General features: G+C 38.5%; 15 protein-coding genes and 4 pseudogenes. 6 read left to right on the top strand and 13 right to left on the bottom strand.

Annotation, left to right across the window (positions count from 1 at the left end):
- Positions 1-90 precede the first annotated feature (90 nt).
- Positions 91-630: pseudogene (locus JCM16496_RS24355) on the top strand (phage integrase SAM-like domain and Arm DNA-binding domain-containing protein); the annotation flags it as partial.
- Positions 631-1,046: 416 nt separating this feature from the next.
- Entirely contained in the window at positions 1,047-1,256 is a 210-nt protein-coding gene (locus JCM16496_RS24350) for a tyrosine-type recombinase/integrase (protein WP_369346681.1), read from the top strand.
- A 115-nt stretch (positions 1,257-1,371) separates the two neighbouring features.
- Here JCM16496_RS24350 and JCM16496_RS19160 read toward each other — a convergent pair whose 3' ends face one another.
- The 8 genes from JCM16496_RS19160 to JCM16496_RS19120 all read right to left on the bottom strand — a co-directional run bounded on the left by JCM16496_RS19160 (position 1,372) and on the right by JCM16496_RS19120 (position 6,579).
- Positions 1,372-1,671, bottom strand: coding sequence for a hypothetical protein (locus tag JCM16496_RS19160; protein WP_025836206.1), 300 nt, complete (start codon positions 1,669-1,671; stop codon positions 1,372-1,374).
- Positions 1,668-2,024: a hypothetical protein gene (locus tag JCM16496_RS19155; RefSeq protein WP_025836205.1), complete on the bottom strand. Its 357-nt coding sequence runs from the start codon at positions 2,022-2,024 to the stop codon at positions 1,668-1,670. Before JCM16496_RS19155 ends, JCM16496_RS19160 begins: the two co-directional genes overlap by 4 nt.
- Entirely contained in the window at positions 2,021-2,218 is a 198-nt protein-coding gene (locus JCM16496_RS19150) for a hypothetical protein (protein ID WP_025836204.1), read from the bottom strand. Before JCM16496_RS19150 ends, JCM16496_RS19155 begins: the two co-directional genes overlap by 4 nt.
- Positions 2,219-2,629: 411 nt before the next feature.
- A complete protein-coding gene (locus tag JCM16496_RS19140) occupies positions 2,630-3,499 on the bottom strand; it encodes a DNA adenine methylase (RefSeq protein WP_005829044.1) in 870 nt (289 codons plus the stop codon).
- Between the two features lie 4 nt (positions 3,500-3,503).
- The gene (locus JCM16496_RS19135) at positions 3,504-4,916 is read right to left on the bottom strand and encodes a hypothetical protein (RefSeq protein ID WP_025836202.1); all 1,413 of its coding nucleotides are present in this window, start codon (positions 4,914-4,916) and stop codon (positions 3,504-3,506) included.
- A gap of 245 nt (positions 4,917-5,161) precedes the next feature.
- Positions 5,162-5,590, bottom strand: coding sequence for a DUF5053 domain-containing protein (locus JCM16496_RS19130; protein WP_025836201.1), 429 nt, complete (start codon positions 5,588-5,590; stop codon positions 5,162-5,164).
- 38 nt (positions 5,591-5,628) lie between these two features.
- Positions 5,629-5,823: a hypothetical protein gene (locus tag JCM16496_RS19125; RefSeq protein WP_005837025.1), complete on the bottom strand. Its 195-nt coding sequence runs from the start codon at positions 5,821-5,823 to the stop codon at positions 5,629-5,631.
- Positions 5,824-5,928: 105 nt separating this feature from the next.
- A complete protein-coding gene (locus JCM16496_RS19120; protein WP_025836200.1) occupies positions 5,929-6,579 on the bottom strand; it encodes a hypothetical protein in 651 nt (216 codons plus the stop codon).
- A 364-nt stretch (positions 6,580-6,943) separates the two neighbouring features.
- Here JCM16496_RS19120 and JCM16496_RS19115 point away from each other — a divergent pair, with 364 nt between their 5' ends.
- The 3 genes and pseudogenes from JCM16496_RS19115 (at position 6,944) to JCM16496_RS19105 (ending at position 8,377) form a co-directional block, all read left to right on the top strand.
- Positions 6,944-7,243: a type II toxin-antitoxin system HigB family toxin gene (locus tag JCM16496_RS19115; protein WP_025836199.1), complete on the top strand. Its 300-nt coding sequence runs from the start codon at positions 6,944-6,946 to the stop codon at positions 7,241-7,243.
- Positions 7,244-7,253: 10 nt separating this feature from the next.
- Positions 7,254-7,615, top strand: a pseudogene (locus JCM16496_RS19110) (helix-turn-helix domain-containing protein).
- A 156-nt stretch (positions 7,616-7,771) separates the two neighbouring features.
- A pseudogene (locus JCM16496_RS19105) lies at positions 7,772-8,377 on the top strand (hypothetical protein).
- Here JCM16496_RS19105 and JCM16496_RS19100 read toward each other — a convergent pair.
- Both JCM16496_RS19100 and JCM16496_RS19095 read right to left on the bottom strand, forming a co-directional pair.
- Positions 8,358-9,215 carry a site-specific integrase gene (locus tag JCM16496_RS19100; protein ID WP_244440498.1) on the bottom strand — a complete coding sequence of 286 codons (858 nt, stop codon included), beginning with the start codon at positions 9,213-9,215 and terminating at the stop codon, positions 8,358-8,360. The pseudogene JCM16496_RS19105 and the gene JCM16496_RS19100 overlap by 20 nt on opposite strands.
- A gap of 673 nt (positions 9,216-9,888) precedes the next feature.
- Complete coding sequence (locus JCM16496_RS19095; protein ID WP_025836198.1) at positions 9,889-10,122, bottom strand: YecH family metal-binding protein; 234 nt, start codon at positions 10,120-10,122, stop codon at positions 9,889-9,891.
- Between the two features lie 209 nt (positions 10,123-10,331).
- Here JCM16496_RS19095 and JCM16496_RS19090 point away from each other — a divergent pair, with 209 nt between their 5' ends.
- On the top strand, positions 10,332-11,045 hold the full coding sequence (locus JCM16496_RS19090; protein ID WP_025836197.1) for a tetratricopeptide repeat protein: 714 nt from the start codon (positions 10,332-10,334) through the stop codon (positions 11,043-11,045).
- Positions 11,046-11,115: 70 nt separating this feature from the next.
- Here JCM16496_RS19090 and JCM16496_RS19085 read toward each other — a convergent pair.
- From JCM16496_RS19085 to JCM16496_RS19075, 3 genes and pseudogenes are all read right to left on the bottom strand, one after another.
- Positions 11,116-13,124: pseudogene (locus JCM16496_RS19085) on the bottom strand (alpha amylase C-terminal domain-containing protein).
- Positions 13,125-13,155: 31 nt separating this feature from the next.
- The gene (locus JCM16496_RS19080; protein WP_025836196.1) at positions 13,156-13,602 is read right to left on the bottom strand and encodes a NanQ anomerase/TabA/YiaL family protein; all 447 of its coding nucleotides are present in this window, start codon (positions 13,600-13,602) and stop codon (positions 13,156-13,158) included.
- Between the two features lie 34 nt (positions 13,603-13,636).
- A complete protein-coding gene (locus JCM16496_RS19075) occupies positions 13,637-14,302 on the bottom strand; it encodes a DUF2461 domain-containing protein (protein ID WP_025836195.1) in 666 nt (221 codons plus the stop codon).
- Between the last annotated feature and the right edge of the window lie 188 nt (positions 14,303-14,490).

The raw sequence follows: 14,490 nt of genomic DNA, 5'->3' as shown, positions 1-14,490 counted from the left end.
TGAATTTGTGCAAAAAGTAGGTAACATAGCAGAAACATAGTTTTCCATAACCGCTTTTTTCAGCCGGTAGATATAATTTAGATAACAAAAATGAGTACTGTAAGAGTCATCCAAAATAAGCAGAGATTGACCAAAGAAGGCAATGCTCCGCTGTATATAACATTTTATATAGGCAAGGAAAAGTTACTGCTTCCTTGTAAAGTATCTGTGCCAGTAGCTAAGTTTGACGAGAAAAGCGGACTTCTCAAAGGGAACAGCAAAGAGGCAAAGGATATTAATCTCATCGTGAACAATCTGAAGGCGCGTGTCAACGATATACTGGTTAAGTTCCGATTAAGGAACCAAGCTTTGACGAAAGAAATATTCATGAGGGAATATAATAATCCCAGCGATTACAAGACTTTCCACGACTTTGTGAAGGAATATATGAAAGCCTATAGCCGGCGCATAGAGATGGGGACACTCAAGCACCATCTAAGCTGCATGAAAAAATTGAAGGCATACAATGAGCTGTTACAGTTCCGTGACCTCACTCCCGAACTCCTAACCGATTATTTGATTTACATGAAGAAAGAGCTTGGGAATACTGAGATAACCGCACAACGAAATATGTCTACTATCAAGATATATGTTACCGCAGCTTATAGGAAAGGTTTCCTTGATGAAAATCCTTTTCAGGAGTTTCATATCAAAAGGATAAAAAGCGATGTGGACTATTTGACGGAGGAAGAATTGATGCAGTTCGTGCAGTTATACTATCAAAGAACATTGCCGGAAAAGCTTCAGCTGACTTTGGCCTTTTTTCTTTTCATGTGCTTCACAAGCATGCATATAACAGATGCCCGTATGTTCTGTATCGAGCAGGTAAACAATGATGTGTTGACTTACTACCGTGTGAAGAACCGGAATTGCAAACCGGAACCGATAAAGATTCCAATGCCGATACCTGCAGAAAAACTTCTGGAAGAATGGGCAGAGGGTAGGGAAGAAGGACGTCTGTTCAGGAACGTTCAATGTGACCAGGTCGTTAACCGCCAGTTAAAGCTATTGCCAAAGAACTGGGAATTAACAAAAAAATATCGGCCAAGACGGGAAGGCATACGTTTGCGACCATTTATCTCCGGAAAACAAAAGACTTGTCCAGCCTACAAAAATTGCTTGGACATAGTAATATCCGGGAAACGATGATTTATGCGCACGTCATGGATGAAAGCAAGCGGGAAGGTATGCAATGTTTCAATAGCTTCACCCTATAATAGGGGTCAAAAGCCGTACAATCGTGCGGATAGTTTATAACATCTTACTTATCAAAGGAATGCGGCTGCACCAATTTGTACAAGTCCGTACAAAAGGAGGTGCAGCCGCACGAATTTATGCTCTCTCGTACATCACCCAGTAGGGTTGTCCTGCCAAGTATTCTACATGGTACCCGGCATCGGAAAGTTGCTTGGCCAGCTCCATCGGAGCGACATTAACAATGTTCGACAGCTCATACACCAGTTCAGCGGTAGTTTTGTAACATTTTTGTGAAGTGGCACCGATGGGAGAATAGTTCTGTCCCAGGAAGTCAGCCATAGCTTTCTGCCGTTCAGCTTGTTGCTTCTCTAATTCGTCCTGCTTGTTCGGTTCTTCGTCGTTTTGATAAGAACGGAATCCTATCTTTTTGCTCATTGTATGCCTCCTTTCTCTTCCAGCATATTCGCTTGCTCACTGAACTGATAAACGGAACGTACTTTGCAAATATCGAGAAAGAATACCGTGTCCGGGCATCCACCACTTATAACTCGGGCCTCGATACGTGTGGTATTTCTATCAAGGGGACCGGCAGAATATTGTATGCATTTCAGCTTGGGGTGGTCCGCATTAATCCGGTTAACCACATCGCATAATTCATGTTTGAGCGCATCCAGGGAGAGTTCATCTTTGATAAGAACATCTTTATACTGCTCTACATAGTCAATCACCTTTTTCCATGCCCGGTTCTTGGGGGAATAGGTCTGTAGATGGTAAATAAAGAACATCATGCTTTACCTCCTTTCTCATTAAAGGTGATGTTTACTGTCCCACCATTGACATAGATGGAAATGGATTTGTCATTACGTGCAGCACGGATACGTTTACGTCCGGCGCACAATTCGATACCCAATTGGGCAAACAGTTCTTGGACCTTCTCTGCGGATACATAGCGTCCGCGGGCGCTTTGGGATTGTTTTGTCATAATGAAACGCTATTTAAATAAAACAATATATTGAATAATGCAATAATCCAATAAAAGACGGGAAGAGAACTTTCTCCCCAAAAATCAGAAAACCTATCAAAAAAGAAAGTTCCGCTTTCCCGTTGCGTTTCACCTTGACAAGGCAGTGGGTGCATTAACACTCCACACGGGGGTCGGAACTATATGATACCATTGGGCATAAAAAATGCCAACGGCAAAAGTTGGCAAGCTGTCTCGCCTTGTCAAAATGAAACGCACCACAAAGATGCAGGTTTATTTTGAAATGGCAAAAGAAAAGCGGAGATTTTTTTGTTTGCTGTATAATCGAAAACTTTTTATTAATACTTCTACAATCATTTGCTTTAATGAAGTACATAATGAAGATACTCTAGCTTGTGAATAGAGTAAGTTTTAGATTGTTATTACCTTGTTGAAATTTATGGAACTTTTTTCTGGAACAATACAATTATCAGAGAATATCATATACTCTTGTCCTTTTCCAACTGTAGCTGCACTATAATTTAGAGAATATTCGTACATTCGGAATTTTAAATAAAGGTCAAGAATGAAATCTTCTTTATCATAAGTTACCACCCACTTTATATTTTCTAATCCTGCGATTGCATTATAAATATCTCTATGGTCTTGGTCATCATAATAATTCATATAGAGACCCTTACCTTTTTTGTAGTAAGGTGGATCAAAGTAAAACAAGGAATTGTTTGGTAGATTACTCTGTAGATTATGAATTAACTCTACTGCATCTAAATTATGCAATTCAATTTTGTCTTTATATAAAGCTATTAATTTAATACGTTTTTTCAAATCATCAGAATTATAACGAGCATCAATTAAATAATTCCCAGTTTGATTAAGCCCACCGATAACTCCCCCTTTTATAATACCGGAACGATTTGTCCTATTTAAAAAGAAAGTCGAAAATCCTAAAGATAATAGTTCGGCATTAGTTTTGTTTTTTTGAATTTCTCTTTGTTCATACCAAGTATCAATCGTGATAGGAGTATTTTCTATTAGCTGGCAGAATTCATCTGTATAATTTAAAATAGAATACCAAAAAGCAAATAATGAGCGATCTTTATCATTTATAATAATTTGATTGGCAACCCCGTTAATTAACAAAGAAAGAGCTATGGAACCTCCGCCAACATAGGGTTCTATATAGGTTCCCCCTATTAAATTATTTGCAACAAATAATTCAGAAAAGAAAGAAGATATCTTTCCTTTTCCTCCAGGGTATCTAAGTGGCGAGTAACGCATCATATAATTATTCTGATTCTATTTGAGACCACAAAGTTACCATAAAATCCTGAATATTATCCCAAGTTGTTTGAATATCTATTGGCACAGGGGAAAGTTTGTTACTATGTACATAAGCATTCATTGTATCCACTCCCCAAATAGAATTACGTTCTTTGGTTAATAATTTTACAGCTTTTAATATTGTTTCATCTGCAATTTTCTCTTTATATAAGTATTGACTAGCATCATTAACCTTCTGATACAGACTTCTTGAAGAATTGGAAGCCGAAATTTCTCCTTCTTTAAGTAATCCTTTTTTTTCAATGAAAGTATCTACACTTAATTCTAAAAAAACTCTCAAAGTGACAGCTGCACAATTAACAAAACTTCGAACATCTATTTTTTTCAATTCATCATAAATTTTATTTGCTTTTGGATTGGAAATCCTAATAATACAATTATTGGGTATAAGAGTTTTACGTTGGGTCGGAATAGACTTCTTTAAATGTCCTTTAGAATGCAAATCACTTCCCTTATTCTTTGCTGTATTATCTTCTTCTTCCAAATTAGGAATTTGTTCTAATGGATTATCCAACCTCCAAACTTCTCCTATTGTCTTATTCTTATCAGGCAGTTTTTCTCCTAAGCCTTGAATATAATCTTTTCTTTGCTTGGCATTATATATAGAACTAACCTTAAAATCTTTATCAGACAAATCTAAAATAATTTGCCCTAAGGCCTTAGCTATTTCTTCTTCTTCAAGATTAGAACTTAATTTAGAATTTATATACTTTAAACCCAAAATTTCCCGAACACTTTTATCTCCTAATAAACGAGCAAAATTTGTGAGTTTAATGTTTTCGGAAGCCCTCTTTACTTCTTCTTGTACGAAAGGAGATGTTCGTATGAAATCAATAGCTTGTATTTCTACAGACTTATTTTTTCCATGTTTTATATCAAATCTCTGTACTTGCTCTGGTTTCCACTCAACTATACCAACTCCATTCTGTTCTCCTGTATGTTCTAATCGAACCCATTTATCTGCCTCTTCTACATCATCATAAATATAGCACATTATTTTTCTAATCGGAGTTTCCATAAATCTTTCATGCAGCTTAAAAAAACGATTCTTTAATGAAGCATGTTTTTTAGAATCAATTAGCTTAGGGTTAGCCATCAATTTTAATGCTGTGGTTCTTCTATTTCCTTCCTTTACAAGAAATTTCTTGTTAGATTTCTTTGATGGCATAACATAAAATGGCTTGGGAGACAACCCATTCTCTAAAATATGTATCGCAATATAATAAATTTTGTCTCCTAATTTTGTTAGCATTATGTCTATAGCCTGCTTTTCATTCTCAACAGACTCAAAACGATCATTATCTGGATTTATAATTAAATTAGAAATACTGATAGATTTGTATTTTTTGTTTGTCATAATATTAAATGGCGAATCCTTCACTATAGTGCGCCTACAGGAATGAATAAACCTGAACCCAATCTTATGGGTTACACTATGGAAAAGGATTCATTTAATTCATTTTTTGGCGTTGCTAAAATAGTGCTTTTATCAAACTTAACAAAATAAAAAAACTTTTTATTCTAAATTTAATTCATGATTATTTGAATAATGAAATAAAAAAAGGCTTCCAACCCGTGGAAGCCCCTCTGTCATTAAAAACCTTACGGCCTCGCGATAGACCGAGAAGTATCTTTCATTATGTCGCCAAGCTCGGATAAAGCTAAAGATAGAGTATTCAGCTCGTCAGCGGTGAAGTTGGCAGGTTTGCCGTTTACCGCACTTCCGTTAATTCGTTGATATAACCATTGGCGTGTTCTGCCAAAATAGTGCTGGGCAATATAAGACATAGAAGCGAAGGATAATACTTTTTCTAGAGTCTGCCTGATTTCCACTGTTTTCACAATGGCCTGAGCTTCATCGATTGATTGCCTGGCACCATCTTGGAACGCTTGCGCAAACGCTTTTTTATCTTTCAGTGAAAGCGTCTGCAGAAAAGCCCTGAAACGTTTCTTATGGTCGGCCAATTCCTCCGGAGTATTGCATTTTACATATTCCGACTTCCATTTTCCCAATTCTTTCTGTACGTCCATAAGCCTAAAATTTATATGTTAGAGAAAAAGTAGCCCCCTCAAGGAGGGCTACCGTTTTCATTCAGCTTGTCTTGTGCATCATTCAAGTCATCGAGACAATCATTGATGCCTTCCTCAAGCTCCTCATCGGAAATCCAATCAGTATTCTGAATGTCATCCCAATAGAGGGAAAAGAAGCTGAGGTCTTTTTTCGCAGCTTCAATCCGAGCCTTTAGCTCTTCTTCTTCAGTCATAAAAAGATCGCGATTCTTAATGACAGTGCAAATGTAATAACCTTTTGGTAATTATGCAAGGGAAAAAGGAGTTATTTTTGAGAGGCAGATGTCTTTTTAACATTATTATTCTATCCGATAAAAAGTCCCCTTCAATACCTTGCTTAATCCATCAACATCTATTTCCGTCTCAATCTTCTCGCACAAATACTGCTTGTTGCCTATAAGAAACACTTTATTCACATCTGGTAGCTTATTGGCTTGGAACTGGATTGTGTAAGGGATATTGGAGTGAAACAGACTGAGTGTTGACAACCGATGTCCGACACTGTCCGGACAAACATCGTTCAAGCTCAGGGAATACGGAAGGAAGTCTGTGAGCTGTGCTCCAGTCTTCTGCTGGTAGTCCGTAAAAGGATAGGCATAATCATAGGCATGTGTCTGACCGCTGTAAGTTACGTTCTGCCGGTTGAACTTACCGGTATTGACAGCTACTTCCATGTGCCCGTTTTTTTCCTGCTTCTCCTTCAGCTCCACGTCACCGTTTATGGCTTCCTGGACATTGAAGCGCTCCTGCTTGGCAACAGTAGCCTGGTAGCCCACCGCGGGTATGTTTAATACCATGGAGGTGTACGGACGGGACAAATCGTAATCAGCTACAGAGCCATACACGCCGACATTGAACTGAATAATTTTAGCCGGGACGATTCCGAGTGAGGTCTCTACATCGGACGATTCCGGGTCACGGATATAGCCTTTATATTTTAATGTATTCATATAAAACCTTCTTATTTTATAAATCCTGCTTCTGTCAAATCATTTAGTACTTGCTTCATGGCATAAGACTTGTTTTTCTTGTGTGATATAAAGAATCATATTGTCTTCGCATCATCAGAAACGAAGTAATAACAATTAAAACATATACGATTATGAAAGTGTATAACTCAAATGGCGAATTGGTAGCAGTTGGAAAATCCAATGCAAAGGAGTAATTTGTTGCTTCATGTTTTTATTGTACCATTGAGCAGAGCTAATCTAGTTCCGCTTTTTTTATTGGTAAATTCTATTTTATAAAACATATATCCTATATAAGTTTTATAATTCAAAATTAATTCGTATTTTTGCATCAAATAAATGAGATATGAGAATTGTATCACATAAGAAATTGAAAGAGTTCTACGAAATGAAAGGCTATGAAGATTCACGCATAGCCTTAGAACGTTGGTATGATATAGTAGAAAAAGCAGAATGGAAAAACCTATCTGATATTAAAGTAGATTTTCCTGCCGCTGATTATGTAGGCAATCAGCACTATGTATTTAATATTAGAGGTAACAATTATCGACTGATAGTAGTTGTAAAGTTTACAATGGGCTATATTTTTATTCGGAAAGTGTGCACCCATAAAGAATATGATAAAATAGATTGTTCAACCATTTAATATACAGGATATGAATAAAGTTAGTAAAGAACAATATGAATTTGCTTTGGCAAGAGTAGAGGAACTTCTGCCATTGGTTGATGATAATACCCCTGCAAACGATAAGAATGCAGTGAACTTACAGTTATGTCCGACATTGTGATAACATATGAAAAAGAACATTATCCGATAGAAAAACCAACCGTTGCAGAATTGATAGAATTATCTCTTGAAGAAAAAGGAATGAGTCAGAAGCAACTTGCTGGTGAGATTGGAATAAGTCCTTCACGGGTGAATGATTATATTTCTGGTCGTTCAGAGCCTACTCTCAAAATTGCGAGGTTGCTATGTAGGGTGCTGAATATCCCTCCGGCTGCAATGTTGGGTTTCTGACAGGATAATAATATTCGTTTGGGCGTGGCTTCGGTCACGCCTTTTTTAATTAGTTTCCCACAACTTCCAAATTGTGGTTTTCTACGTATCTGATTATTTCACAAAAACTTCATTAATCCCGAAATTTACCGTAGAATAAATTTTAATTCATACGGTATGACAATCTTAGAACAAATTTTGGCAGGACTGCAACAGAAATTCGCTGGGGTGGATACTGCTATCTTAACCCGAATCACCACCCAAAAGGCAGAGGGTGTAACGGACGAGACAAAAGTAAACTCCGTTGTTGAGGGTATCAGCTTTTCGGACGTGCTTAATTCCTATGGTGATTTCCGTGCCGGGGATGCCTCTAAAACCGCAGTTTCCAACTACGAGAAAAGGCATAACCTTAAAGACGGTAAGCCAATCGAGAATCCCAATCCTAACCCTAATCCGAAGCCGGAAGACAAGCCGGATGACACGACTATTATTGCTAATGCAGTGAGTGCAGCCGTGAAACCGCTTGCCGACAAGCTCGCTCAATTTGAAACAGAGAAGTCGCAAGCTACCCGTCAAGAGTAGATTATAGCGAAGGCAAAGGAGTATGGTATTCCCGAAAACAACGCTAAGAGGTGCGCCATTAAAGACGATGAGGACTTGGACGCATATTTCAAGGACCTGAAACAGGACTTCGCAAATGACGGCTTCAAAGGCGTGATCCCTCCAGAATCAGCAGAAACAAAGCCGACTAAGTGCCTTACCTTTACCCTTTCATCATCATAATGTCCGCCCTCATCTCTATGTAGTCTTGGTACTTCTCCGGGTTATTAACATAGTCAATCACTCGATTTATTGCTATCTCCGCTTGCTTGTGCTTCGCTTTCGTGTAATACCTTATAATCCCTTTGCTTTTGTCCGAGTGACCTAAACAGTAGTCTATCACGCCATCTGGGATGCCAAGTTCGGAGGCAAATTGGGCGAAGGTCTTGTGGGCAGAGTAGAAACATATATTTGAATCCAATTCTAAAACTTCTCCCATCTTCTTTAATCCTCTGTTGATGAATCGCTGCAAGTTCCGATACGAAAAAGAATACCCTAATTCAAGTTTTCCATTTCTCACGTATTTGTCTATTATTTGTCTGGCATACGGATGAATAGGAATTGTCAATCTGTTATCACCCCTTTTTGAATGGATGGTTTTGGTACGCTCAAAAGAAAGGGTATCTGAACCGGTAAACCGAACAGCTAACAAGTCTTTCAGACTGATTCCGCATAGATAGAAAGACAACAGAAACAAGTCTTTCGCTAAGTTTAACTCCTTCCCTTGGAAGTCGGCATTCAAGACCTTTCTGAAATCATCTATTGTCAAATCACACTCTTTGGGCGTGGCAGAAGGAATCTTTGTATAAGCGAATGGATGAACATCTACTCTCAGTACACTTTCCCTAATAAGCTCATTGATGCGTGCCTTTAAGTGAGTTAGGCGTATACCGATATTTCCATTGGCATATCCTTTGGCAATCATCCATTTCCGGAAATGCTCTATGATTCTATAATTGATGGCAGGTATGGGTACATCACCCTCTGACTTAATGAACAGCTTGATGGTATCCTCATTCATTTGGGCATAACTATCCCTTTTCTTTTTTTGAAATCGTCAATTCTCTTTTTCCAATACTCGATGAAAGAAATGTGCGAAGGTCGCTCTTTTGAAGTGATAATATATTTGATTTGTGAAGCAGACAAAAATTCAAGTTCTTCAATAGAATCATATTTTTCCTTGTATTGGGAAAAGACAAACCCCATTCTTTTGTTCATTATGTTAGCATCTTTCCGATAGACGACTTTTCCGTTGTCGAATTCTGCGATATCATTGATGAGAAACTCAGTCTTGATATAGCTCTTTGCCCTTTTTGCGATATACAAACCAAAACGGGAAGTCTGCCATCACTTTCCTTATGGAATTTAAAACTGTTAATCTGATTGTTGCCATAGTGAATAATCTACTATATAATTTTATGCAAATATATTCGTAGAAGTGCTGTTTTTTTTAGGGGGAAAGATGACATTTAGACATAAAAAAAGGCTATCTATCCCAGACAGCCAATCTTTTTTATTAACCTTAAATCTAATACTATGAAAAACACAGTACAAAGATACGTACTTGCAGGAGATATCCAAATTTTAGCGGGTAATCAGCGGATATTATAACATGGTTTAGTAGAATATTATTTATGTTAACCATTAACATAAATAGTATTCGATTTAACATAGGCAAGAATTAATATTCCTCATCAGTGATTGCAAACTTTAATCATGTCGACTGTAAATCCACCATTGGCGGGTATAAATATTCCTTTTCTTTTAAGAAATTCTATCAGGGTATCTACATCCATATTGTTGGCAGAGCAGGTGAAAAAACGCCGTTGCTCGCCGAATTTTTGGATAATGGCTTCTCTCAATGATAACTCAGTATAACTATTCCCTTCCATCATGTGGAGGACTTCATGTGCATGTAATTGTTCCATAATCTTTTTTGGCAGCAAAGATAATATGATATTCAAAGTATAAGTGTAACATATGTGACAAAGCCCAAAACACACGTCCAGATAGTTGCTTTTACGTAAAATAACACTTGTTACGACTATGCTAAAAACCTCAAAAAAAGTAAAAAGGTTTTGCTTCTATACCATTGTAAACTAACTTTGGAAATCAACTTTTAAATGAATTAAAGCATATGAAAAAATTAATCTTATCTATTGCACTATGTTGTGCAGCTACGAATTTCTTTGCGCAGAATGCTGACCCTGCCCAGTTGGTCAACGATGGTAAGGCTGCTCTTGAAGCTAAAAATTACCAGGAAGCTTACACAAAATTTAGTACTTATCTGACACAAACAAACAACCAAGATTCCGTAATTGCATATAACTGTGGCGTTTGTGCCGATAAGATAAAAAAACCTGCCGAAGCTTTGAAGTATTTTGATATTGCTGTACAGAAAAAGTATAACTTGGCAAATGCTTATATAGGTAAAGCCGGTGCTTTGAAAGATTTGAAGAAAAATGATGAGTATGTTGCCACTTTAAAGGAAGGGCTGGAAGCAAATCCCGGTAATAAGACATTGACTAAATTGTATGCTACTTATTACGTAAATCAAGGTATCATGGCGCAGAAAGCCAAAAAGATGGATGCAGCCGAAGAAGCATTTAAACAAGCCATAGCTATCCAAGCAGATAATGTAAATGCACTTAACAGCCTAGGTTCTTTGTATTATAGTAAGGGTGCCAATACCATGAAAACAGATGTAGAAAAAGCAAAAATTGAATTCAAGGAAGCCAAAGAATATTTGGATAAACTTATTCCATTGCTCTCTGCAGACAAACCAGCTCAAAAGAAGATGATGGATAATGCAAAAACGATGTTGAACTTCATCGACAGTCAATTGAAATAAAAGACTCCTATATAAAAAAGAGGCAGATATCAATTCAGATATCTGCCTCTTTTTTTGTGTTATGAAATGACTATTTAGTTCTTCTCAGTACAACAGCTGTACGTGCCGGTATGTAAAGCTTCAGCCACTCCTTCTTGTCTTTTTTGTAAAGCGGGTCGTGGATGGTAAAATGTTTGATGGTATCATCCGTCAAACCATTACCGCCATAATCTGGATTATCTGTATTCAAAATAACTTCATAAGTTCCGGCAGGAACCAAGAAACCGTAATCTGTAAAAGACTGCTTGGGGTTGAAGTTGAATACAAAAATCAAGTCCTTGCGCATATAAGCCAATACCTGGTCACCGTCATTATGCCATATTTCTTGGACCGGAGTAGCTGGAAGTTCTTTATGCTTTTTACAATTCCCAACATGGCAGCATCAAAGTCACCCATATAATGATAGGCCAGATTCTTGTTGTCCACCAAATCCCATTGGCGGCGGGCATATTTACAAGACCAGCCGTTACCTTCACGGGGGAAGTCAATCCATTCCGGATGTCCGAATTCATTGCCCATAAAGTTAAGATAACCGCCATTGATAGTAGTCGCAGTCAGTAAACGTATCATTTTATGGAGAGAAATGCCTCGATTTACGGTATAGTTCTCGTCTCCTTTCTGCATATGCCAGTACATATCCGCATCAATCAGGCGGAAAATGATGGTTTTATCGCCCACCAAAGCTTGGTCATGGCTTTCCGCATAGGAGATGGTCTTTTCATCTTTGCGGCGGTTGGTCACTTCCCAGAACATGCTGGATGGCTTCCAGTCTTCATCTATTTTCTCCTTGATTGTCTTAATCCAATAATCGGGAATATTCATGGCCATACGGTAATCAAATCCGTAGCCGCCATCTTCATATTTTGCTGCCAGTCCGGGCATTCCCGATACTTCTTCGGCAATGGTGATGGCTTTGGCATTGACCTGATGGATAAGCCGGTTGGCAAGTGTCAGATAACAAATGGCATTGTCGTCTTGATGTCCGTTGAAGTAATCTCCATAATTACAGAATGCTTCTCCCAAGCCATGACTATAATATAACATGGAGGTTACTCCGTCAAAGCGGAAGCCGTCGAAATGATATTCTTCCAGCCAGAATTTACAGTTAGACAGCAGGAAGTGAATAACTTCGTTCTTGCCGTAATCAAAGCAAAGCGAATCCCAAGCTGGATGTTCCCGACGTCCACCGGGATAGAAATATTGATTAGGATCACCGGCAAAGTTACCCAAGCCTTCGACTTCATTCTTCACAGCGTGTGAATGGACAATATCCATGATAACGGCAATCCCCATGCTATGGGCTGTATCAATCAGTTCTTTCAGTTCTTCTGGAGTACCAAAACGGGAAGAAGCGGCAAAGAAACTGGAAACATGGTATCCGAAGCTACCATAATAGGGATGTTCCTGGATAGCCATAATCTGTATGCAGTTGTAGCCTTCTTTGGCGATACGTGGAAGAATCTTTTCCTGAAATTCCTTATAGCTACCAACCTTTTCCTCCTGCTGAGACATACCGATATGGCATTCATATATCAATAAAGGATCTGTAGATGGCTTGAAAGCCCGCTTCTTCATTTTATAGGGTTTCTCCGGAGCCCAAACCTGGGCACTGAATATTTTAGTCTGCTCGTCTTGTACGACACGTGTAGCCCATGCAGGAATGCGTTCACCGCAACCACCGTCCCAATGTACCATCAGCTTGTACAAGTCACCGTGTTTCACGGCATCAGCAGGAAGCTTGATTTCCCAATTACCGTTTGCTTTACGCTTCAAGCTATATTTTTTTTCTTCTTTCCAACCATTAAAAGTCCCGACCATAAAGATTTGGGTTGCGTTAGGCGCCCATTCACGGAAAACCCAACCATCGTCAGTACGATGCAGGCCGAAATAGAGGTATCCGGATGCAAAATCAGACAAGGTTAGTTTTCCTTTGTTGGTCAATTCCGATTCTTTGTCTATGGCATGTTGATGACGTCCGTTGATGGCATCGGCAAAAGGTTCCAGCCATGGGTCATTCTTGATTAAATTCAATGTTTCCATAAAGAGGATGAGTTTTGGATATTTGATAAATTTACGCTTTAACTTTCACAATTATTTTTTTTACACCATCAGGGGTAATACCCGGAGCATGCCCGTCCTGAGGGAAAAAGATAGCAAACATTCCGGGCTTCACTGCAATATAGCTCTCTGCCAGTCCTTCGAAAAAAGTGATGTCTTTTTCCGCATTGTAAGGAGCATCAACCGGAAGGCAGTCTTGAGCGGCGGTATAACCCATTATCTCCGTACCGGACAAGGGTATTTGAATGTCAATATAGTCTTTATGGGTTTCCAGTTTGGCATTCTCTTTTTCTTTTGGGTTTGTCTGCGCCACGTTGACCAGCAAGTCCTTTCCTTTCAGTTCGGTCTTGCCGATTTCCAAAGAGTGCAAGTCATGTGATTTTAAAAAATCAATGGCCTGCTCAAACAGAGGATGCAGCAAAGTATATTTTTCTATGTTTTCAAGTCTGTCTATAACCATAATTCAAATGTTTTAAGTTAGTTATATAGGTAAATTATTCAAAGTCGTCTATGGTGTAATTCACAAAATCAGAAAAACGCTTCATCTGCTTGAAGATGTCGTCCGTACGATCCAAAAAGTCTGGAGCAAGAAAGAAGCTGTCCGGCTGGCAGCAGGCAACCGTATACTCTTTACACTGAAGGTATTTCAGATAGGGATAGTCCTTTGGAAATCCTTTTGGAGCTGTTTTTAGAAAATTCTCTCCGATGACGGGAAAGTATTGCTTGAAAGCGGGATCTTCCACTATACTACGAAATTCATCCATATTGTCGTATACCGCTTGTCGCAGAGCTCTTAACAAGGGCGGGGGAGGACAATAACTTCCACCGGCCAGCAAGCAGTTTCCCGGTTCCAGATGCACGTAATAGCCACAATGGTCGGATTTCTTTCCTTTCGCATTGATATAGCCTCCCAGATGTGTCTTGTAGGGAGTTTTATCTTCGGAAAAGCGTGTATCACGATAAATACGGTATGTACAGTCCTTTGCTTCTATACCACGGATGCTTTCATCAAACAAAGAGATACGGGAGATAATTACTGTAAGCAAGTTTTCAAACTCGCTGCGGGCGACTTCATACTGTTCCCGGTGAGAATTGAACCATTCACGATTGTTGTTTGCAGACAGTTCTTTCAAAAATTGAAATATAACAGGGATATTCATATCATATTCTTTCCTTATTATCTGCCAAATTTACGGATAATATTTCTAACATGCTACAAAGAAGGGTAAAAAAAAGCATCGGCTCTGGTAAACCGATGCTCCTTACACATTTATCAATCAAACAGACGCTTCTGTTTTTGATGTACTTACTTATCACAAGCGGGTACGTCTCTTTTAATTAATCTTAT

The organism is Bacteroides rodentium JCM 16496 (assembly GCF_000614125.1).
GTDB lineage: Bacteria > Bacteroidota > Bacteroidia > Bacteroidales > Bacteroidaceae > Bacteroides > Bacteroides rodentium.
The sequence above is the reverse complement of the archived record's forward strand: the minus strand, read 5'-3'. Positions and strand labels throughout refer to the sequence as shown.

What these genes read in the sequence shown, in the direction of transcription:
- JCM16496_RS19160 (WP_025836206.1), bottom strand. Translation starts at nt 1,671, where the DNA reads ATGAGCAAAAAGATAGGATTCCGTTCTTATCAAAACGACGAAGAACCG.
- JCM16496_RS19155 (WP_025836205.1), bottom strand. Translation starts at nt 2,024, where the DNA reads ATGATGTTCTTTATTTACCATCTACAGACCTATTCCCCCAAGAACCGG.
- JCM16496_RS19150 (WP_025836204.1), bottom strand. Translation starts at nt 2,218, where the DNA reads ATGACAAAACAATCCCAAAGCGCCCGCGGACGCTATGTATCCGCAGAG.
- JCM16496_RS19140 (WP_005829044.1), bottom strand. Translation starts at nt 3,499, where the DNA reads ATGATGCGTTACTCGCCACTTAGATACCCTGGAGGAAAAGGAAAGATA.
- JCM16496_RS19135 (WP_025836202.1), bottom strand. Translation starts at nt 4,916, where the DNA reads ATGACAAACAAAAAATACAAATCTATCAGTATTTCTAATTTAATTATA.
- JCM16496_RS19130 (WP_025836201.1), bottom strand. Translation starts at nt 5,590, where the DNA reads ATGGACGTACAGAAAGAATTGGGAAAATGGAAGTCGGAATATGTAAAA.
- JCM16496_RS19125 (WP_005837025.1), bottom strand. Translation starts at nt 5,823, where the DNA reads ATGACTGAAGAAGAAGAGCTAAAGGCTCGGATTGAAGCTGCGAAAAAA.
- JCM16496_RS19120 (WP_025836200.1), bottom strand. Translation starts at nt 6,579, where the DNA reads ATGAATACATTAAAATATAAAGGCTATATCCGTGACCCGGAATCGTCC.
- JCM16496_RS19115 (WP_025836199.1), top strand. Translation starts at nt 6,944, where the DNA reads ATGAGAATTGTATCACATAAGAAATTGAAAGAGTTCTACGAAATGAAA.
- JCM16496_RS19100 (WP_244440498.1), bottom strand. Translation starts at nt 9,215, where the DNA reads ATGAATGAGGATACCATCAAGCTGTTCATTAAGTCAGAGGGTGATGTA.
- JCM16496_RS19095 (WP_025836198.1), bottom strand. Translation starts at nt 10,122, where the DNA reads ATGGAACAATTACATGCACATGAAGTCCTCCACATGATGGAAGGGAAT.
- JCM16496_RS19090 (WP_025836197.1), top strand. Translation starts at nt 10,332, where the DNA reads ATGAAAAAATTAATCTTATCTATTGCACTATGTTGTGCAGCTACGAAT.
- JCM16496_RS19080 (WP_025836196.1), bottom strand. Translation starts at nt 13,602, where the DNA reads ATGGTTATAGACAGACTTGAAAACATAGAAAAATATACTTTGCTGCAT.
- JCM16496_RS19075 (WP_025836195.1), bottom strand. Translation starts at nt 14,302, where the DNA reads ATGAATATCCCTGTTATATTTCAATTTTTGAAAGAACTGTCTGCAAAC.